This is a genomic window from uncultured Algibacter sp. (genome assembly GCF_963976535.1).
In the GTDB taxonomy this organism is placed as follows: Bacteria; Bacteroidota; Bacteroidia; order Flavobacteriales; family Flavobacteriaceae; genus Algibacter_B.
Genome location: NZ_CAXBLF010000041.1, coordinates 1 through 19,995, shown reverse-complemented (window position 1 = coordinate 19,995; position 19,995 = coordinate 1). Strand labels below are relative to the sequence as shown.

Genomic DNA, 19,995 nt, shown 5'->3' with positions numbered 1-19,995 from the left:
AAAGAGAGTAAAAACGACCTCATGAAATTTTATTAAAGCAGTAGGAGAGTAGATAACCATTTTTTAGGGGTTTCATAATTTATAATCGTTAACTGTAAGGTCTTCAATTTATAACGACTTTCACACTAATCAATACTATAAACTCCTAACCTAAAACCCTTTATAAACGTGAAATCACAAATAAAAAACACCTATGCCAGTATGTTATTGGCACTCGTTATTACATTTTCAATACACGCGCAAAACACAGATGCTAAATCAGCAGCATTATTAGAGGCGCTAGTAGCCGAAAATGGCGGTTACCAAGCCTTGGCAGCCAAAAAAGATGTTCAATTTCATTATGTATATGATAATTTTGACAAAGGAAAAGATGTGTCAACAGAACGTCATATTTTTCATGGCGAGCATTCTTGGGCGTCTTATGAGCAGCATGATTTAAATGTGCTGCCTGGAACAAAAGGAACTGCTATACAATCTTATGTAGATAACAAACCAGCTTTAACCATAGACGGCAAAGCGATAACAGATGAAAAAGCCATTGGTGGCACAGTGTTTTTACGTAAAGTAAATTTCTATTGGTTCACGATGATGTACAAATTAAAAGACCCAGGAACCAATTACAAATATCTAGGCACAGAAAAAGTAGGCGACATCACTTATGATAAAGTAAGCTTAATCTATGATGCCGATATTACCAAAAAGGAAAAAAATGATGAATACATTTTGTATTTCAACCCGGATACGCATTTAGTAGATCAGTTCTATTTTTCATTACCAGATTGGGGCATTGAAAAGCCGATATTAAAAATGACCTTGATTTACGAAAAAGTGGATGGTATTTTAGTGCCTGCGGTAAGAAAAGGATTTATGCCTAATGAAACCGGGGGCTATGTGCCAATTGGTGTCTATACGTTTAGCGACATCACTTTTAATAATGGTTTTAAGAAAGAAGATTTTTTATTGAACTAATACCAATGCAACCTTAAGATAATATAAAAATAAAATAGATTACAGTATTAAAGCCCAATGTGATGTTGGGCTTTTTTTTTGGTTTTAATGACCAGAAACTTCATCCGAGATTGTATGTTCTATGATGTGACCTTGTTCTAGTAAGATGTCATAAATGTAACCGTGGCCAAAATCTTTATTTAAAATCACCGTACCTTTAAAAGTCACGATATCTCCAATATTTACAGAATCTTGAGTGGTTACCGTTAAACTCTTTTTGCCTTCAAACTGCGTGCCATCACTAATATGAATCCAATTTCTGTCCATTATACCATTGTTTATTTTCGTTACTTTTCCTTTAACGATAATGCTGTTTTTTGAAAACGATTCTTTCTTAGAAAAAAGGGCTTCTAAAGACGTTCCATTTTCTGGTGTTTTAATGTTAATAACATCAACAACCGCCTTATCAGACTTTGAATTTGGATGCATTTGGTTGGTAGCTGGTGTTGTTTTTGTTTGTTCATTTTCTGTGGTGTTATACCTTTTATTATCCTTACAATAGAACAATATTGAAGCGCTAAAAATTAGGACTAATAATTTAATTTGATTTTTCATATTATACTTTAATTTTCAAGTAAATGTAGCAAGCTTTATATAATCTTTTTATGATAATTGTCATCAGTCCAATTGAATAATCGAGCTTAACAAGATATACTATGTCTTTGTCAAACTAAAAATTACAGGAATATCATTCTCCATACCATTATTCTGTGTAAACACAACAACCTTTAAACTATTCACAATACGTTCTATAATTTCCGTACGTTTCTCGAAAGTACCATTACCTCTGGCTAATCCACAAAACACAATGTCGGCCGCTTGACTATTTCTTATTAGCGTGCCAGCAATGTCCTCACTGTCTTTTATTAGTACGTGAATTTTAGCATCAATTCGCGCTTCATTAATTGAAAATTGGATAAGACGTTCCATCACGAATTTTTCTTTTTCAGAATCTGCAATCGAAAAAATATGTATTACAGCCTTCTTCCACTTTCTATTCAATCGAATTAAATAGGAGAGTAGTAGCATCAAGTCGCCATTTCTATCTTGACCACGCCACCATATATCAATGCGCTTATCTGGGTGTTCAGTAAATGGACTGTTGAAATGTGCAATTAAAACATTCTTGCCTGAAGCCTCAAGATTATTAACAATTTGTAATTCCTGAATCTTGCCTTCTAAGGTACTAGCCCAACCAAATACTACGGTATTGGTTTTAATACCTGCAATACCATGTGAAGCGGCCACCTGTAATATGCCTTGCTTTAAATCGTTAACAACATTCACTTCGGTTAAAGCCTGCAACCCTTCTTTTGCTAATTCTTTTTGCATTTCAAAGGCAATAAAGTTGCGTCTTTTTAATTCTTCTTTATCCTCAAAAGTAATTAGTTTCGAAATGGTTAATAAGCCACTATTTTGCCCAAGCATTTCCATTAATTTAATTAATGGCATCTGACCTTTTAATTCATGAATAAATAGAACTATAATGGGGCGCCAGTTTCTGCTATGTACTTTTATAGTATTCAATCGAAGTAATGCATATCTACCCAAATGCATCCATATTCCAGTAGAAGCGTCTCCCCATTGTTGTTCCAGCTTTTTACTTACTAAATAGATAAGAATAACAGCCTCTAGACCAAGAGCAAAAATGAAGGCCAGTGGATTGATTAACCACATAACGACCATGGCAGCTAAAGCACCCAAAAGGGATACAAACCAAGGCACATGTATTTTTGGTCGATAAGAAGGTTCTTTAATGAGTTGCTCCACAGCAGCACTAACATTAACAGCGACATAAAGTGTTAAAAACAGAACAGATACGTATTGTGCAATGGTATTTAATCCGCCAAGAAAAACGGCAGCTATGGCTATAATACCACTTATCCATGTGGCAATAGTAGGCTGACCTGACTTTGATAGCTTGGATAAAAATTTTGGCATCAAACCATCCATAGATAATGCTTGAAGAATTCTTGGTCCGCCCAAAATACTTCCAAAAGCAGATGATAATACAGCACCCCAAACGGCAGGATAAACTATCCATGGTCCAAAAATTGCAAGGCGAGTCCAAATAGTGACACCTGCATCAGGGTCTGCCATTTGCTCCAAGGTTAATGCCCCAGTTATTGCCAAAAGTAATGGAATGATAAGATAGATTATGGCACCAGAAATCACTGCAGCAAGTGTGCCTTTAGGAATCGATTTTTTTGGGTCTTTCAAATCACCACTTAAGCCAATTCCAGCTGTAAACCCTGTAACTGCCGGAAAAAATACGGCAAATACATACCAAAAACCTTCAGGTGCCGTTCTATAAGTCGATTCTATAATGGGTGCATGTATGTCTTGACTTAGGACACCAATAATTAAAGCTATAATGGATGCCCCAACAATAATCATAATTGGGATTTGAGATTTTAAAACGAGTTTTGCACTTTTACCAGAGAGCATAGTCACTAAAACAATAAAAGCAATAGTCAGACCTTGTAATGCATTTGAAGGTAAAATACTTTGAGTTACTGGCCATAATACCAATATGGCTTCTGAAAGACCATAACAATAGAAGGTAACGCTTAAAGTCCTACATAAATATAAAGGAATCCCAATGGCACCACCAGCTTCTAAACCAAGACTTCGTGAAATCATATAATATTCGCCACCAACACCAACTTTAATATTAGTAGCAATAGCGGAAGCGCTTAAACCAGTTATAAACGTTATAGAACTGGCCATTAAAACAATAACAATGGTTTTTATTAGACCAACATTTCCAACTACCCAACCAAATCTTAAATACATAATCAAGCCAAGTATAGTCAATATACTGGGCGTATATACACCTAGAAACGTACCAAATTTATGTGGCGCCTTGTTCATCTTCTATGTAAGTTGCTTAATCGCTTACTGTTAAAGATAATGTTTATTTAAATGTGAAATTTTAATTAGTATAGAATTTGCAGCTTGCTAATTGGTGATATTAATAATCACGTTAAACTTTGTTTTACGATAATGTATCGCGTTATAGGAGAAAAGCGTAATTGGATTGGAATGGGATTGTTTAAAAAGTATCTTACTTGTTCATTCTATAATTTCACCTTTTTCATCAGCTACAGTTTTCCCCCATTGCGCAATTGATGTGAGTACAGGTGCTAAAGTTTCGCCCAAAGGTGTTAAAGCATATTCTACTTTTAAAGGTGGTTTTTTAGTATATACGCGTCGTGTTATTAATCCATCTTGTTCTAGTTTTTTTAATTGTAAACTTAAAGTACGCTCTGTGATAGTTGAAATTAATTTATACAATTCATTATAGCGTTTTTTACCATCTATCAGATAAATTAAAATCACACTTTTCCATTTGCCACCAATTAATTCCATGGCAATACTAGTGGTACACGAAAACAGTTTGTCGTTATATTTTATAAGTCGTTTTTTATGTTCTATGTCCATAAGTAACTCTATCAATTTAGACAAAGCTACAATACTATAATTAATTACACAACTATACTTTTTATAGTATATTTATTAAATCATAAAATTCTTGTTATCAACATTATATGAAATTTTTATCAAAAAATAAGATACTATCATTTTTGACCGTTATTGTGAGAAACTAAAACTATATATACTTTTGTCACTATACTTTTGATAGTAAAGTTAAATGAATTCCTAAAACAGAAAATTAGATTAAATGAATACACCAAACATTGCAAAAGAAGACATCATTAATGCGTTTCAATATAGACACGCTACTAAAGAATTTGATAACACTAAAAAAGTGTCTGATGATGATATAAATTTTATTCTAAAAACAGCAAATCTATCACCAAGTTCATTTGGTTTTGAACCTTGGCATTTTGTTGTGGTTCAAGATAAAGCATTGCGTGAGTTATTAAAACCTGTAGCATGGGGAGCGCCTTTAAAATTAGATACGGCAAGTCATTTTGTTTTAGGTTTAAGTATGAAAGCACCCATGGTAAAACACGATGCAGATTATATTATGCACATGATGAAAGAAGTAAAACAATTACCAGAGGAAGCTATTGACATGTACTCTAAATTTTATAGAGAATTTCAAGAAAGCGATTTTGATTTAGATACTGATAAAAAATTATTTGATTGGGCTTCAAAACAAACTTATATTGCTTTAGCTAACATGATGACTTCTGCTGCATTAACAGGTATTGATAGCTGCCCAATTGAAGGGTTTCACCAAGAAAAAACAGAAGCTTTATTAAAAGAAAAATTTGGTATTGATACCGATAAATATGGTTTATCGTTTATGGTGGCATTTGGATATAGAAAGGCTGAACCACCTCATGCAAAAACAAGACGCCATTTTCAAGAAATTATTACTTGGAAATAGGAGTGGAGCGCGTAAACATTTTTTTTTGCTAAATCAAGAAACAAGTTTCGTGAATACGAATTAAATTAAGTTATTCGTCCTTGATAAAATCTAAATCAAGGACGTTAAAATTATTTGCAGCCTTAACTAATAGGGTTGATCCTATAGTTTCAAATAAATCATTGGTTTTAAGTACAAATTCTGCTTGCTTTTCAATCTTGTAATTAGGTATGCCAATTATGGTTAAATCAGTGGTTTCGGAATGTTGCTTAATCAAACTATAAAAAGGTTCCTGTTCCACCGCATTATTGATGATTTCTATTTCAACATTTACCCTTAAATCTTCAACAAGTTCTGAAATTTTAGAATGCACAATATCAACATTCACATTGTTATTGTTTACAAACAAAACTCTTATTTTTGTGTCGTTCCATCTTGGAGAAGCAATAATAAATCGTGCAATATTCAGCATCATTTCAGCATTCTTGCTATCGGTTTCACGCCACCATAAATCTACTGTGCGATACTTACCAAATTTTTTCTTTCTATCGAAATCCAAGTACAATAAATTATAATCTAAATACAACAAGGTTTGTGTCATTTGAGAATATTCTTCCGAATTTTCCAAACCTTTAGGCCAACCCATCATTATGGAATTCGGTTCAACTCCTGAAAACCCAAAAGTAGTGGCGATATTGATGATGCCGGTGTAGATATTATCAACTTTCACTTGTCTTGCAAAAATCCCAAGGTCTGTGAATGTATCATCTCTAATGACTTGTTCGGTTCTTTTTAAAGGCTTCGTATTTTCCTTATCCAAAATAAGTTTGAAGTTTGTCACAATTCCTGTTCGCCCAGAAATGGTCTTACACAATTCTAATAAATAAGATTGGTGTTTACTCGCTCCGCTGAACAGAATAATATTCGGGTTCCAATTTGAGTTTTCATCATTAACCTGAGCATCAATTTTTTTCAATCCTTTGTTCACCACATTTTCCCAAACACTTCGCCAAACATCATTGGATTGTAACTTCACTTCTTTGCGCTGCAACCCAAAATATAACAAGGCAACAATACCAAAAGCACCAATCATGGCCATCATATCCAACTTAAACATGACCGCAAAACTGGCTATAAAACCAAGCAGCCCTATCCAACGTTTAATTTTGAATGTGGGTTGAAAATCTGGATTTGCCCAACTTTCCAGAAAATATGAAATGTTGATAAAACCATAGGCGGTTAAGTAAAACATGGAAACCACACGTGCAATAACATCTAATTCTCCTATTAAAATCCCAGCTTCTGCAATGATAAAAACCATAAACAAAGCATTTACAGGTTCGTTATTGACACCTTTTCCTTTACCAAATATTTTTGGTGTTACCTTGTCTATTGACATGGCTTGTAAAATTCTTGGTCCTCCTAGAATACCTCCTAAAGCTGAAGATAACGTAGCGCCCCATATACCCGCAACAACTGCCGGCGTAAAAAGTGCCATTTTCATTAAAAAGTTATAATCTGTTTTTAGTACTTCAGAATTAACGTTAAATGCTATAAAAATTGCAAGTCCGAGATAAATGACTAAACCTACTCCAATAGCTGATAACGTTCCTAAAGGAATTGATTTCTTTGAATTTTTTAAATCCCCACTCATGGCAATACCCGCAGTAAAACCAGTAACAGCGGGAAAAAATACGGCAAATACAACTTCTAATGGCACCGCCCCTCCATCAGAAAATAAATGTACCGCTTCGGGCGCATTTTCAGAGGTTCCCAAAAAAATAGAAATTAATGAAATGGCAATGGCTGCAAGAATAAAAAATTGTGCTTTAAGTGCAACCGAGGTACTTATCAAGGCCAAAACCGTAAGTGCTATTAATGCAAGGGTGCCTGTTAATCTAATATCATTAATGGACATGCCAAAACCAAAATAACCATTAAGACTTTCAGCAAATCCAACCAAATATAAGGCAATTGAAAAAGCGGTTCCAACATATAATGCGATGCCTATGGAGCCTCCAAAAGGGATGCCCATACTTCGTGATAACACGTAATAAATACCGCCAGCGCCAATTTTTTTATCAGACGCCACTGACGATATACTTAAACCTGTTGTAACTGCAATAACGTGCGCAATAATTATAATTATGATAGCACCAAAGAGGCCGGCATTACCAACAACCCAACCTAAACGCATGTACATTATTACACCTAAGATGGTTAATATTGATGGTGTAAAAACGCCTTCAAATGTTCTATATTTCTTTTTTTCGGTCATTATTTTTGTCTTTTTTTCAGAATGTCCACTAAAGACTGAGTGAATATAGTTAATCTTTTTAATGTATTTACATGCTTTAGAAGGGTTAACTATAAGTGAAGCATTTTACAATGCGCTGGTAAACTTTGGCTAATTGTGTCTAAAAATAATCGATCGCCAGCCTGCTGGTAGGTAGGTTTGGTAGCGGATATTTACATAGTATAGAATTATAGCTGCTCAAGTATTATACGCCATGTTAGAAGGAATATTTATTTAATGATGAATCATCCACTGATAATCTATAATTAAAAATGTACTATAATATCTTGAAAAAAATTGTTCTCAAAAGTTTCTTTTGCAATGTTAATGGAGTCCTTTTTTATGTGACAAGATAATGAGGAAAGCATAATGTGTATGGAATGGAATTAATAATTAATGTTCACAAAAATGATATAAACATAGAGTGTTTGAGACTTTGTTGAGTGACCAATTTTAGCATAAACAATCTTGTCTTTATTTATAGAATAATCACTATATAAAAGCTTAACCCTTTTTAAAGGCTATTTCTCTTTATTGTAAAAATATAAAATTGTACATGTTTTATGTAAATGTATGGCGTTGCTCTTCTGTTGAAGATGCTTTTAGTAATTGGTTAAAGGTTCTTATAGAATCAAAATTTCTGGTAATTTCTCCAGATACAGCTATTCCAGAAATCCCCGTTTCTAATAGGTCTGTAACATCTTCCTTGGTTATACCTCCAAAACCAATAATTGGTGTTTCAGTTTTTAGGGCTTCTATAATAGCAGTATAACCGTTTAAACCCAAAACCGGACTTAAATTGTCTTTTGTTGTTGTAAATCTAAAGGGGCTTAAACTAATATAATCGACGTCTTTAGCAATTAATGTTTCGCAATCTTGTAAGGTATTTGCTGTTCCGCCAATAATTTGCCAAGTGTATAATTGGGTTCTGGCTATAGTAGGACAAGTGTCTGTTTTTCCTAAATGTACACCATCTGCTTTAATGGCTTTTGCTATTTTATAATGATCGTTAATAATTAATCTGGTTTGAAAATGCGATGTGATTTCTCTAGCGGCTGCGGCAAACTTTAAAATTTTTTTTTCTGAAACATTTTTTAAACGTAATTGCACTAATTCTACACCAGATGTACAAGCTTTTTGGATGTTTTCAAGATGCTCTTTTGGAGAACTTCCCTGAGAGATATAATGTAGTTTAGGTATAATCATGTTTTAGTTTCTTGTTATATAATATACATTTTTTCGTTTTTAGGGGCATCTTCTAAGTTTTTCTAATAAAAGATTACTCGCCAAAGTATAAGATCTGTACAGCATATTAAAATGAAATGCAAAGCAAAAATACGACTATTATAATTACCTAATTACAAAGGATTCTTATGAAAAACTAAACACTCTGAGATATTTTACTAAGTAGTGTCTGGACGGAAACAGACGATTTTTATAATTTGAATTATTTTTGATGTCATTTTTGTTTAGTTTTTATGAGTTGATGCCTTAGTATCAAGCGATTAAAAATAAACTGAAAGGGCGCAAAAAGAAACAAATTTAATTTTGCTGTGTTTCCGTCCAGACACTAAGTATAAAATTAAAGCTTACATTGTGTTAAATATGGAATTTTTAATAAAATAGAAATTAACTCTAAAAAAAATAAAAATCTCCCGCTAAAACTCATTAAGTAATGCTTAACTTTAATTACAATATTTTACACCTTGATAAAAGCTAGAAGAATCATCATATTTTATAAGAATTAATAAATAAAAAGATCAGGTTATATGTTACAAAATGTTTTATTAGAACGCGAAATATACGCATCAGAAGAACATAAAATGATGCAAAAAATGATACAGGATTTCATCAACAATGAAATTATTGATCAAACAGATGCATGGGAAAAAAATGGTATGGTGAGTCGAGAAATCTGGGAACGTGCCGGAGCATTAGGTTTACTTTGCATTGATATGCCTGAACACTATGGTGGCACTGGTTTGGATTTCAGCTTTAGCGCTTTATTCATAGAAGAATTGGCAAAAGAAGGCGTCAATGGACCAGGTTTTTCATTGCATTCAGATATTATAGCTCCATATCTCTTAAAGTATGGTACCGAAGCGCAAAAGCAAAAATATCTACCAATAATGGCTACTGGGCAACTCATTACATCCCTTGGTATGACCGAACCAAACTGTGGTAGTGATCTTCAAGCTATCAAAACAACAGCAGTAAATAAGGGAAATCATTATTTGGTAAATGGACAAAAAACCTTTATTACAAATGGTTATATGAGTGATATGTCCATAGTAGCCGTAAAAACCAATACTGGAACAGCGGAAGAAGGCGTGTCTTTATTGATTATGGAAAGTGATTATGAAGGTTTTGAAAAGGGCATTCCTTTCAAGAAAATAGGTATGAAAGCCCAGGATACCTGCGAATTATTTTTTGATAATGTAAAAGTTCCAAAAGAAAATTTATTAGGAGACGAAGGATTAGGTTTCAAGATTATGATGACAGAATTGGCTAGAGAACGTTTAACAGTAGCGCTAAATGCTATTGGTGGCGCTCAAGGAGCCATCGAAAAAACTATTGAATATACCTCTACAAGAACCGCCTTTAAGCAACCCATTGCCGGATTTCAAAACACACAATTTAAATTGGCCGAATGTGCTTCACAATTACAAGTGCATCAAGCTTTTTTAGATCGTTGTACACTATTATTAGCAGATCATAGGCTAACTGCAGAAAGTGCTTCAATAGCGAAGTATTCGGCAACAGAAATGCACGGTAAAGTGGTAGATGAATGCCTGCAATTATTTGGAGGTTATGGTTATATGTGGGATTACCCAATTGCTCGTATGTATGCCGATAATAGGGTAGCCAGAATTTATGCTGGAACCAATGAAATCATGAAATTGTTAATCGCTCGTGGAATGTTTAAAGAATTGTTTCAACAGATGAAAGCCACGAAAAAAAATAGTAAAGAGGGAGTCTGAAAAGTTTTTCTAGTTGTCATTTTGAGTCCAGTAGAAAACATTATAATTTTGATTTTCAATGCATTGCAACTGGACTCAATGTGACAATTTACTATAAAACTGATTTTTTAGACCTCCTCTTTAGATATAATTATTATTTTAAACTTTGTAACAATTTTTCGGCAACTAACTCAGAAGAAGCAGGGTTTTGACCTGTAATTAAATTACCATCTTGAATAGCATAAGCTGCCCAATCGTCTTTTTTAGAATAGATTCCGCCATTTGCATTCAACATATCTTCTACTAAAAATGGGACTATATCTGTAAGTCCAACTGCAGCTTCTTCGCTATTTGTAAATCCTGTTACTTTTTTTCCTTTTACTAAAGGTGTACCATTAGTATTTTTTACACCTTTTAAAGCAGCAGGAGCATGACATACAAAAGCAATTGGTTTAGCTTGACTATTAAATTTTTCAATTAAAGCAATAGAAATTCTATCGTTTGCCAAATCCCATAATGGACCATGTCCACCTGGATAAAATACCCCGTCAAAATCGTCTGGATTCATAGCTGATAATACTTTTGTGTTTGCTATTTTTTCTTTTGCTTCGGCATCATTATTAAAACGTTCTGTATCTTCTGTTGCTGCATCTGGCGAATCACTACTTGGATCTATTGGTGCAGCGCCTCCTTTTGGAGTTGCAATGGTAATAGTTGCTCCTTTATCTAATAAGGTGTAATATGGGTTTGCAAATTCTTCAACCCAAAATCCTGTTTTCTTTCCGGTTTCTCCTAATTTATCATGAGACGTTAATACAAATAATATGTTCATTTCTTCTTGTTTTTTAAATCCTATTTTTTCTTCTGAAACGTTTTCAGAAGGTGTTTCATTTTTAACTTTTTTACAACTTGAAGCTGTAATAGTAGTTAGCACTAATGCTAATGTTTTTAATATTTTCATACTCGAAATCAGTAAGCCATTTTTACAATTTTTTCAACCTTATCTGGTGATAAGGATTGATGCTCGCCTAATCCTGTCCAACCACGATTTGTAAATCGTTTTGCGATTTCTTCAGCAGTTCCTTCGTAGTGCTTTGCATAATCAGATAGTTTTGTATCGATGCCTAATTCATGGAAAAAAGCTTCAGTTTTTTCAATCGCAGCATAAGCTTTATCATCTATATTTCCTTCAGTAATATTCCAAACACGTTCGCCATATTGTGCTAATTTTTCTTTTTTAGTTTCAAAATTAAACTTGTAATGGCTTGGTGTAATTACGGCTAAGGTACGCGCGTGATCGATACCAAATAAAGCGGTTAATTCATGTCCCATAGCATGAACAGCCCAATCCGTAGGCACTCCTTTTTGAATTAATCCGTTTAAAGCCATTGTACAACTCCACATAAAATTTGAAGTCGCTTTATAATCTGTTGGATCTTTCAATACTTTAGGAGCCACTTCAATTAAGGTCTGTAAAATGCTTTCGGCAAAACGATCTTGCAATAATGCACCAATTGGATAGGTCATGTATTGCTCTAAAACGTGTGTAAAAGCATCTGCTAAACCATTTGCTAATTGACGTTCTGGAATAGACGTAATTACTTGCGGGTCTAATATGGAAAACTCAGGAAATAAACCTGGTCCACCCATGGCTAATTTTTCTTTGGTTTCTGCTCTTGTAATTACCGCTCCAGAATTCATTTCAGACCCTGTTGCTGGTAAAGTTAGCACAGTGCCAAAAGGCATTCCTTTTTCGGTTCTGATGTTGTTGGCTAAAATATCCCAAGGGGTATCGCCTTCAAATAACGCTGCAGCAGATAAAAATTTAGTGCCATCTATTACAGAACCACCACCAACGGCTAATAAATAGGTAATATTTTCGTCTTTAATGACTTTTAAAGCGTCCATTAATACTGCATATTCTGGATTAGCTGGAATACCTCCAAATTCAATAACATCTACGTTTGCTAAAGCTGTTTTTACTTGATCGTAAATTCCGTTTTTCTTGATACTTCCTCCTCCATAAAGTAATAATACTTTGGCATCTTCGGGGATTTCATTTTCTAGTTTTTCTATGGTGTCTTTTCCAAATATAATTTTGGTAGGGTTTTTAAATTCAAAATTGTTCATCTTCTTGCTCTTTGTTTGTTGTAAAATTTAAATTTTAACGATCATTTTTCCTTTATTTTTTCCTTCAAATAAATCGATAAAAGCTTTTGGTATGTTATCAAAACCATCAACGATAGTTTCTGTGTATGTTAATTTACCTTCTGCTAACCAACCCGATAAATGTTTCATGGCATCCGGAAACTTTTCAGCATAATTAAACACAATAAAACCTTGCATTAAAGCACTGTTTTTTATTAGAAATGGTTGCACACTGACACTCTTTGGCAATTCTGTATTGTTATAAACAGAAATGGCGCCACATATAATTAGTCTTGCGAATGTATTGATATTGAATAACACAGCATCGGAAATGGGTCCGCCAACATTGTCAAAATAAAGGTCTACACCATTTGGTGCCGCTTTGGCAAGGTCTGCTACTAGGTTTTTACTTGTGTTGTAATTGATTCCAGCATCAAAACCAAACTTGGTTTTAAGCATCTCTATTTTTTCATCTGTACCAGCAATTCCAACGACTCTAAGGCCAAGAATTTTTCCTATTTGTCCCACAACACTTCCAACAGCACCAGCAGCTCCCGAAACAACAAGTGTTTCGCCCGTAACCGGTTTACCTATTTCGTTTAAACCTAGATAGGCTGTTAAACCTGTCATTCCTAAAACACCTAAATACGCACTTAAAGGCGCTTTAGAACCGTCCACTTTAATAAGCCCTTCGCCAGTAGATACTTGTTTTGTTTTCCAGCTTAACATGCCAGAAACAAAATCGCCAACTGCAAATTTTTCGTTTTTAGATTCGAGTACTTTAGCAATAACACCAGATTGTATTGGTTTGTTTAACTCAAACTGCGGAATGTACGATTTAGCATCGCGCATTCTTCCTCTTAAATAAGGGTCTACAGAGACGTAAATTGTTTCTAGAAGTATTTCACCTTCACTAATTTTCAGATTAGAATCTTCAATAACAAATTCAAAATCTGACAAGGAAGGTTTTCCTTCAGGTCTGTTTTTTAGTAAAATAGTCTTTATCATGATAATCTTTTTTAGTCTATTACAGTTACCAATTCTTCCATAGGTTTTCTAACTTTTGCAAGATTTACTAACCAATCTTCACCTTCTTTTCTATAACCTAATGGCAATAAAACGGCACTTCGCAATCCTTTTTCGCGTAAACCTAAAATTTTATCTACAGCATCTGGATCAAAACCTTCTAAAGGTGTGGCATCTACACCTTCATAAGCTGCAGCAGTAATGGCTTGAGAAAAGGCGATATATGCTTGTTTCGCAGCATGGTTGAAATTTTCTTCTGCATCTTTTTGAGGATACGAATTTAATAACATGCCGCGGTAATTTTCCCAACCTTCGTTTTTAAATCCGCGAATCTCGTTTGTTAAATCGAACATGTGGTTGATTCTATCTGTGGTATAGGTATCCCAGGCAGCAAAAACAAGTAAGTGGGAACAGTCTGTAATGACAGATTGGTTCCAAGCTACAGGTTTAATTTTTTCTTTAACCTCTTGATTTTTAATTACAAAAATCTCGAAAGGTTGTAAACCACTTGATGTTGGTGCTAAACGAGCAGCTTCTAGAATGCGTTCTATTTTATCTTCGGCTACTTTTTTACCATTCATTGCCTTTGTAGCGTATCTCCAGTTTAATTTGTCTAATAATTCCATATAATCTATCTTGTTTTTAGTTATTTAATGCGATTTTCTTTATGTCGTTTGAAGTCATTATTACTTCGGCATTACTTTTATTATTTGCTAAATGTATCATGGCTTGCGCGATACTTTCAGCATTAATTATTTTGTATTTTTTTAATTTCCCTATAAATAATGGCTGTATTATTTTAAACACCACCAAGCCTATTTTTTCTAATATTCTACGTTCGTTACGTTCACCTCCAATTAATGAAGGTCTTAAAATAATCGTGTTTTTTATGTTTTGCTGCAACACATCGTGTTCCATGTCTCCTTTTGTTTTGTTGTAAAACACGCTGCTTTTTTTATTTGCTCCCAATGCTGAAATTACTAAAAAAGTAGGTATATTGTTTTCTTTTGAAAGCTTAGCGGCAGTTACAGGAATACCATAATCTATTTGTTTGTAAAGCGTTTTATTAGGTGTTTTTTTTGATGTTGTACCAATGCAACAATACACTTCGTCTGCGATGAAATCTTCTTTAAATTGTTCTAATTCTAATAGATTACCTATATACTGTTTTACTTTATTAGGTAAGCCTTCCGTTTTTGAACGCGAAAACAATTTGATGGTGTCATAGCGTTCATCTTCAATTAATTTTTGAAGTAAAATAGAACCGGTTAAGCCTGTAGCACCTAATATAATAGCTGTTTTTTTCATCTTATTTACCAACCTTTATACTGCTCCAAGCAGATTGGTACGCTTCTTCTATATGTGTTTTATCTAACTGAAAAGCCCCACGTTTTTGAGCCATCATCAAAAAAGACAATGGGTTTATGGAATACGCATACAATAGATAATCTGATATCGGTTTTATAATGCCTTCTTTTTTACCACGTTCCCAAAGGTCGAGTAGGGGTTGTAAATGCTTAATACCTTCTAGTCTACTAGGTTCGTCAATCATTGGGGTGTTATCACATTGCGCTAAAAACATGGCGTTTTCGCATTCATTTAGCTTAAAATCTGCGATACGCTTCCAAATAATCTCAAAACCTTCTTCCACAGTCATTTCTTCATTATAAGTGGCGAATGCATATTTTGTGTATGCTGCTTTTACTTCTATGTATGTTTTGTTTACTAAGTCCTGCTTATTTTCAAAATACAAATAAATGGTAGCAGGAGAGACATTTGCCATTTTAGCAATTTTACTCATAGGTGTTGCATGAAAACCGTTGTTGTTTACCAATTCAATGGTTGCTTTTATAAGTGCATTACGTTTGTCTATGCTTTTTTGAAGTTTAGCCATTATATTTTTATTTATACAAAGATATATAAAAATGAATGTTCATTCTTTTATTTAACATAAATTTATAACAGATTACTCTGAGTACATGACAAAAATTGATAATATATCGGATGTCAATCTGAGCGCAGTTGAAGACATTGGAAATATCGTATTCAAAAGCATTTCGACTGCGCTCAATGTGACACTTTTATATTTTTGTCATGTACTAAACAGATTACTTTAAAAAAAATTTAATTTTAACAAATAACATGCGTTAAAGCATCAATTTATTTGTTTCCCCAACCCACCAACTCGTTCAAAAATTAAAAAATTCTCAATCTATAAATTTAATGGCGTATCAAGAGAAAATGATAATGAAACTTAAAAATGTATCTTGTTATCTATGAATACTGTGACTAAAAACGCATTAAAGTTTATGACGTTAGAGCTTAATAAAGCGCAAATTAAAGTTTCCAAACTTGAACGCGGGAGAGCAGCAATTAATTTTATTGTCAAGACTAATAATGGTAATACTTATTGCTTATGTAATAATAGTTTCTTTTTGTAAATTACGTATATTAGAGAGCAAAATAATATCCACAAACTTGAAATTTTTAAAGCTTTTTTTTGTTATTTTTTTTTCTTTATCTGCTTCAATAAGTAATGCGCAAATTATCTCTGAAGATGAAGCTTATCAATTGCATAAGGCACACTCAGATTCTATGAAGCTTGCTTTTAACGAACAAAAATTTGACCAATTTCTATCCCATTATTTTCAACAATTAGATTTAATTCCATTAATTAAGAGTAAAGACACCTACTTATTTGAATATTATATGAGTTCTGGCTATACCTTTAAATCACTAGGTTTACTAAAAGAATCCGTGAAATCTTATAAAGACTTTTTAAATTATTACCATAGTAAAGAACCTGAACTTAGTACGTATGACAAAAAGCAAAAAATAGGCAGCGTTTCTTATGCATATAGCTCTCTGGGGAATCTTTATTCAAAATTATCATATTTAGATAGCGCTGTAATTCAATATAAAAACAATATAAAGTTTACGAAAGTTGATAAAACAGTATTTTATCCTTCTGCCATAAATAATTATGGTCTTTTTTTCTATCTAACAAAAAGGGATTTAGATAGTGCGCTTATTTATTTTAATAATGCTTATGACATAACAAGGGAAGCTTTTCCCAATCATCATTTAAATGGTAGTATAAGAGATAATATTGCCGATTTATACCTTAAAAAAAATAAGCTAATAGAAGCCAAGAAGCTGTATCGTGAGAATTTTGATTTTTATGAACAGACTTCATATCCGTATAATAAGGGCAATTCCGTTGGGATTGAAAATCCTTTAGAAGTAGATATACCTCGTTTAATTAGTGCTGGTTTACAATTTATTACAACGAGTTTAAGGTTAGGGCATTTAAACGATGCGGAAGACGTTTTTTATAGACTTGAAGTTATTGTTAAAGAGTTTGGTAACAAAATTGATGTTTTCCCGGATGCCAAGCTTGAATATATGAAGGCAGAAGAGTTATTAAGAATTAACCAAAAAAACATAGAAAAGGCATATCAGGTTTCAAAAGAACTGGAGCACTTCTCAGACAGCATTACCAATGTTGCAGTAGATAGAAAAAACACCATGAGCCAGTCCATAAATGACCTTACATTTGAACGGTTCAGAATAAGTTATGAATTAGAAAAACAACATAAAGAAAGTGAAATTAAAACTCAAAAGTTGAATCTATGGATTATATCTATAGCTGCAATATCACTAATTGGATTTTTAATTGCTTTATATTTACGTAGAAGAGGGCATATTATTATTGCCAAAAACAATCAACTAATAGCGGAGCAAGATTTAGAACTTGCGTTTCTAAAAAACAAACAGTTATATTCAGAAATTGATTCTAAGAAAAGAGATTTATCAGATTTTGCTATCAATTTATCTCAAAGCCAAGAATGGGCTAAAGAATTGTCGAAAAAGCTCAGCATTTTAAAGCAAACCACAGGACGTGCGCGTAAAAAAAAGTTTGACGATTTTGAACAAGAACTTCATAATAAAATTTCCTTCGATAACAATACTAAGGAGTTTTACAAAAAAGTAGATGAGTTGAGTGATTCATTTTATAAAAATTTGAAAGAGACCTTTCCAAAATTATCGAAAACAGATGTGAGATTATGCTCGTTAATTCGCCTAAAAATAGATAGTCATGAAATTGCGACGCTTCAAAACATCACATTATCTTCATTAAATACAAGCAGGTACCGTCTCAGAAAGAAACTAAATTTGTCTGAAGCGGATAATTTGGACGATTTTATCCAAAGTTTATAATCACATAAAAAATACTGTATATTCTACATTTTACATGAGTTCTCACTATAACTGTCTATTGTTTGTCTATGGGTCAAATTGCTTGTTTTCAACTTTTTATAACTAGTTTAGCGAAACATTAAAAAGAACAAATCGTAATTTATATTTACGAGTTAATTTCCCTAAAATAATTAATTAATAGCATGTTTTTACTCATTAAATAACTTAATATTTCTAAACATGAAAAAGTTTCTTTTTGGTTTATTTATTTTAGGGCTAACCAACCTAACATTTTCTCAACAATTAGCAGTTGTTTTAACTTCTAATTCTTATGTACCCGTAAAACGAAGTAAAACAGTTAAAAACTCTGATTTTATTTCGGCATTTTCTAAAGAAGATATGTCTTCTCGTATTCAAAAATTTCAAAAAATTGTAGCTAATTATGACCTTAGATCTAAATCAATTTTTGAGGCCAGCGATCCTTCAACTTATGAGGTCGTTTTTAAAGAAGGCTGTAATAAGATTGTAACAGTTTACAATCAGGAAGGAAATATACTAAGCAGCAAAGGTGAATTTGAGAACATCAGATTGCCATATGTAATCAGCAAAGATCTATCGAAAAAATATCCAGGATGGGAATTCAATAAAATTCAGTGTTCCATTAATTATTCAGAAAATGGTTCAACTAATATCATTTATAAAGTGCTGTTAAAAAATGGAAGAAATAAGAAAACCGTTAAAATAAATACGACTGATTATAGTATGTAAGTCATAAGCTAACAACCACCAATTGATGATACACGTTATGTGTGTAGTAGCAGATAGATTAATGGTAAAATCTATCTGCTATTTTATTTTCATTCTAAAAAATAGTTGAATATTAAAATTGAAATTGAAGCCTGTTCTATATCCATCTATTTCTAAATATAACAAGTGTATAGACTATTTAAAACAGATTATCCGGTGGATGATTAGTTTTAAATACAAAACGAAGTTTATCTGTTGCTAGTGTTTTATCTTCTTTATCGCAAGTTCACTAGAACGCCAAAAAAAATTACAACGACATTTTCTTGAACCTGTCAGCCGACAGGCAGGTAAGAGAATTTCAATGACATTTAAAAGCTAACATTTTTTTGGCGCTGGCAAAGCGGTTGGAAATTGTGTTTAAAAATAAATGCCATGTAAGGCATTTAAATTTTTAGTTTCTTGAAAAAATTTATTACCAAATGTTTCTTCTACAATGTTAATGGAACACACTTTTTACGAAGCGACGATAAGAGCTAGGTGGAATGTGTGTGGAATGGGAATAATTACTAAAAACATAAAATTAAGACTCCATAGTTTTGTATTATTCAATCTAATACACTAAATTACACCAATAGTATGATTATTTAAACAAAGATAAAAGATATATGTCTACAATTAGAAAAACAATAACATTTACTAAAAAACAAGATAAGTGGATAAAATCACGAATTACAGATGGAGAATTTACTAATGATAGTGAATATCTTCGTGATTTAGTAAGACGTGATCAGGCAAAAAACGCTAAATTTTCTGCACTAAAAGCAGCCATAACAGAAGGTATGGAAAGCGGCATTAGCAATAAATCTGTCCCAGATATCATGAAAGACGTCGAAAAACGTATGCGAGCAGATGGGCGTTTATAAAGTATCAGTAAAAGCCGAAAGTGATCTTACCAAAATGTACGAATATGGAATTGAAACATTTGGATTAAAACAGGCGCAAGCATATTTATTTGGAATACACGATATCTTTCAAGTTCTATCAGATAACATAAATCTTGGAAGAGATGCATCAGAATTTGTATTGTCTTTAAAAAGATTTTCTTATAAATCTCATACAATTTTTTATTTGGCTACATATATTGATATTTTGATTGTACGAGTGCTAAATCAAAGTATGGATTACGATAATAATTTATAATTATAGATTTTTCTCTAAAAAATTACAATAAAACTCACGTTTTTAATGTTACAAAGACATTTTATATAATG

Annotated in this window: 18 protein-coding genes; 7 read left to right on the top strand and 11 right to left on the bottom strand. The window is 32.8% G+C overall.

Translation table 11 applies throughout. From position 1 onward, the window contains the following. Window positions 1-168: 168 nt before the first annotated feature. On the top strand, window positions 169-969 hold the full coding sequence (locus AAC024_RS11310; protein WP_339895505.1) for a hypothetical protein: 801 nt from the start codon (window positions 169-171) through the stop codon (window positions 967-969). An 84-nt stretch (window positions 970-1,053) separates the two neighbouring features. Here the strand turns inward: AAC024_RS11310 and AAC024_RS11305 are convergent, their stop codons facing one another. The 3 genes from AAC024_RS11305 to AAC024_RS11295 all read right to left on the bottom strand — a co-directional run bounded on the left by AAC024_RS11305 (window position 1,054) and on the right by AAC024_RS11295 (window position 4,452). Beyond that, window positions 1,054-1,563 (bottom strand): hypothetical protein, encoded by a 510-nt coding sequence (locus tag AAC024_RS11305; RefSeq protein ID WP_339895504.1) that lies wholly within the window; start codon window positions 1,561-1,563, stop codon window positions 1,054-1,056. A gap of 99 nt (window positions 1,564-1,662) precedes the next feature. After that, the gene (locus tag AAC024_RS11300) at window positions 1,663-3,882 is read right to left on the bottom strand and encodes a hypothetical protein (protein ID WP_339895502.1); all 2,220 of its coding nucleotides are present in this window, start codon (window positions 3,880-3,882) and stop codon (window positions 1,663-1,665) included. Between the two features lie 201 nt (window positions 3,883-4,083). Continuing rightward, window positions 4,084-4,452 carry a helix-turn-helix domain-containing protein gene (locus tag AAC024_RS11295; protein WP_339895501.1) on the bottom strand — a complete coding sequence of 123 codons (369 nt, stop codon included), beginning with the start codon at window positions 4,450-4,452 and terminating at the stop codon, window positions 4,084-4,086. Window positions 4,453-4,693: 241 nt separating this feature from the next. Here AAC024_RS11295 and AAC024_RS11290 point away from each other — a divergent pair, with 241 nt between their 5' ends. After that, window positions 4,694-5,368 carry an NAD(P)H-dependent oxidoreductase gene (locus AAC024_RS11290; RefSeq protein ID WP_339895500.1) on the top strand — a complete coding sequence of 225 codons (675 nt, stop codon included), beginning with the start codon at window positions 4,694-4,696 and terminating at the stop codon, window positions 5,366-5,368. A 70-nt stretch (window positions 5,369-5,438) separates the two neighbouring features. On the opposite strand, the gene AAC024_RS11285 is transcribed toward AAC024_RS11290, so the two are convergent. Continuing rightward, a complete protein-coding gene (locus AAC024_RS11285; RefSeq protein ID WP_339895499.1) occupies window positions 5,439-7,625 on the bottom strand; it encodes an amino acid permease in 2,187 nt (728 codons plus the stop codon). 579 nt (window positions 7,626-8,204) lie between these two features. Next, on the bottom strand, window positions 8,205-8,849 hold the full coding sequence (gene thiE, locus AAC024_RS11280; protein ID WP_339895498.1) for a thiamine phosphate synthase: 645 nt from the start codon (window positions 8,847-8,849) through the stop codon (window positions 8,205-8,207). 563 nt (window positions 8,850-9,412) lie between these two features. Between thiE and AAC024_RS11275 the strand changes: the two genes are divergently transcribed. Further along, window positions 9,413-10,624: an acyl-CoA dehydrogenase family protein gene (locus AAC024_RS11275; protein ID WP_339895497.1), complete on the top strand. Its 1,212-nt coding sequence runs from the start codon at window positions 9,413-9,415 to the stop codon at window positions 10,622-10,624. 133 nt (window positions 10,625-10,757) lie between these two features. Here the strand turns inward: AAC024_RS11275 and AAC024_RS11270 are convergent, their stop codons facing one another. From AAC024_RS11270 to AAC024_RS11245, 6 genes are read right to left on the bottom strand one after another with little or no spacing between them, the layout of a single operon-like run. Further along, a complete protein-coding gene (locus tag AAC024_RS11270; RefSeq protein WP_339895495.1) occupies window positions 10,758-11,564 on the bottom strand; it encodes a type 1 glutamine amidotransferase domain-containing protein in 807 nt (268 codons plus the stop codon). 8 nt (window positions 11,565-11,572) lie between these two features. Next, the gene (locus AAC024_RS11265; protein ID WP_339895494.1) at window positions 11,573-12,733 is read right to left on the bottom strand and encodes an iron-containing alcohol dehydrogenase; all 1,161 of its coding nucleotides are present in this window, start codon (window positions 12,731-12,733) and stop codon (window positions 11,573-11,575) included. Between the two features lie 27 nt (window positions 12,734-12,760). Further along, entirely contained in the window at window positions 12,761-13,759 is a 999-nt protein-coding gene (locus AAC024_RS11260; RefSeq protein ID WP_339895493.1) for an NADP-dependent oxidoreductase, read from the bottom strand. An 11-nt stretch (window positions 13,760-13,770) separates the two neighbouring features. After that, a complete protein-coding gene (locus AAC024_RS11255) occupies window positions 13,771-14,403 on the bottom strand; it encodes an NAD(P)H-dependent oxidoreductase (RefSeq protein WP_339895492.1) in 633 nt (210 codons plus the stop codon). 16 nt (window positions 14,404-14,419) lie between these two features. Then, the gene (locus AAC024_RS11250; protein ID WP_339895491.1) at window positions 14,420-15,085 is read right to left on the bottom strand and encodes an NAD(P)H-binding protein; all 666 of its coding nucleotides are present in this window, start codon (window positions 15,083-15,085) and stop codon (window positions 14,420-14,422) included. Between the two features lies 1 nt (window position 15,086). Beyond that, a complete protein-coding gene (locus tag AAC024_RS11245) occupies window positions 15,087-15,671 on the bottom strand; it encodes a TetR/AcrR family transcriptional regulator (RefSeq protein WP_339895490.1) in 585 nt (194 codons plus the stop codon). Between the two features lie 584 nt (window positions 15,672-16,255). On the opposite strand from AAC024_RS11245, the gene AAC024_RS11240 reads away from it, so the two are divergent. From AAC024_RS11240 to AAC024_RS11225, 4 genes are all read left to right on the top strand, one after another. Then, window positions 16,256-17,998 carry a tetratricopeptide repeat protein gene (locus tag AAC024_RS11240; protein WP_339895489.1) on the top strand — a complete coding sequence of 581 codons (1,743 nt, stop codon included), beginning with the start codon at window positions 16,256-16,258 and terminating at the stop codon, window positions 17,996-17,998. A 219-nt stretch (window positions 17,999-18,217) separates the two neighbouring features. Further along, a complete protein-coding gene (locus tag AAC024_RS11235; RefSeq protein WP_339895488.1) occupies window positions 18,218-18,745 on the top strand; it encodes a hypothetical protein in 528 nt (175 codons plus the stop codon). A 644-nt stretch (window positions 18,746-19,389) separates the two neighbouring features. Beyond that, complete coding sequence (locus tag AAC024_RS11230) at window positions 19,390-19,647, top strand: type II toxin-antitoxin system ParD family antitoxin (RefSeq protein WP_339895487.1); 258 nt, start codon at window positions 19,390-19,392, stop codon at window positions 19,645-19,647. Continuing rightward, the gene (locus AAC024_RS11225; RefSeq protein WP_339895486.1) at window positions 19,634-19,924 is read left to right on the top strand and encodes a type II toxin-antitoxin system RelE/ParE family toxin; all 291 of its coding nucleotides are present in this window, start codon (window positions 19,634-19,636) and stop codon (window positions 19,922-19,924) included. The genes AAC024_RS11230 and AAC024_RS11225 overlap by 14 nt, the downstream gene beginning before the upstream one ends. The last annotated feature ends 71 nt before the right edge of the window (window positions 19,925-19,995 follow it).

What these genes read in the sequence shown, in the direction of transcription:
- AAC024_RS11305 (WP_339895504.1), bottom strand. Translation starts at nt 1,563, where the DNA reads ATGAAAAATCAAATTAAATTATTAGTCCTAATTTTTAGCGCTTCAATA.
- AAC024_RS11300 (WP_339895502.1), bottom strand. Translation starts at nt 3,882, where the DNA reads ATGAACAAGGCGCCACATAAATTTGGTACGTTTCTAGGTGTATATACG.
- AAC024_RS11295 (WP_339895501.1), bottom strand. Translation starts at nt 4,452, where the DNA reads ATGGACATAGAACATAAAAAACGACTTATAAAATATAACGACAAACTG.
- AAC024_RS11290 (WP_339895500.1), top strand. Translation starts at nt 4,694, where the DNA reads ATGAATACACCAAACATTGCAAAAGAAGACATCATTAATGCGTTTCAA.
- AAC024_RS11285 (WP_339895499.1), bottom strand. Translation starts at nt 7,625, where the DNA reads ATGACCGAAAAAAAGAAATATAGAACATTTGAAGGCGTTTTTACACCA.
- thiE (WP_339895498.1), bottom strand. Translation starts at nt 8,849, where the DNA reads ATGATTATACCTAAACTACATTATATCTCTCAGGGAAGTTCTCCAAAA.
- AAC024_RS11275 (WP_339895497.1), top strand. Translation starts at nt 9,413, where the DNA reads ATGTTACAAAATGTTTTATTAGAACGCGAAATATACGCATCAGAAGAA.
- AAC024_RS11270 (WP_339895495.1), bottom strand. Translation starts at nt 11,564, where the DNA reads ATGAAAATATTAAAAACATTAGCATTAGTGCTAACTACTATTACAGCT.
- AAC024_RS11265 (WP_339895494.1), bottom strand. Translation starts at nt 12,733, where the DNA reads ATGAACAATTTTGAATTTAAAAACCCTACCAAAATTATATTTGGAAAA.
- AAC024_RS11260 (WP_339895493.1), bottom strand. Translation starts at nt 13,759, where the DNA reads ATGATAAAGACTATTTTACTAAAAAACAGACCTGAAGGAAAACCTTCC.
- AAC024_RS11255 (WP_339895492.1), bottom strand. Translation starts at nt 14,403, where the DNA reads ATGGAATTATTAGACAAATTAAACTGGAGATACGCTACAAAGGCAATG.
- AAC024_RS11250 (WP_339895491.1), bottom strand. Translation starts at nt 15,085, where the DNA reads ATGAAAAAAACAGCTATTATATTAGGTGCTACAGGCTTAACCGGTTCT.
- AAC024_RS11245 (WP_339895490.1), bottom strand. Translation starts at nt 15,671, where the DNA reads ATGGCTAAACTTCAAAAAAGCATAGACAAACGTAATGCACTTATAAAA.
- AAC024_RS11235 (WP_339895488.1), top strand. Translation starts at nt 18,218, where the DNA reads ATGAAAAAGTTTCTTTTTGGTTTATTTATTTTAGGGCTAACCAACCTA.
- AAC024_RS11230 (WP_339895487.1), top strand. Translation starts at nt 19,390, where the DNA reads ATGTCTACAATTAGAAAAACAATAACATTTACTAAAAAACAAGATAAG.
- AAC024_RS11225 (WP_339895486.1), top strand. Translation starts at nt 19,634, where the DNA reads ATGGGCGTTTATAAAGTATCAGTAAAAGCCGAAAGTGATCTTACCAAA.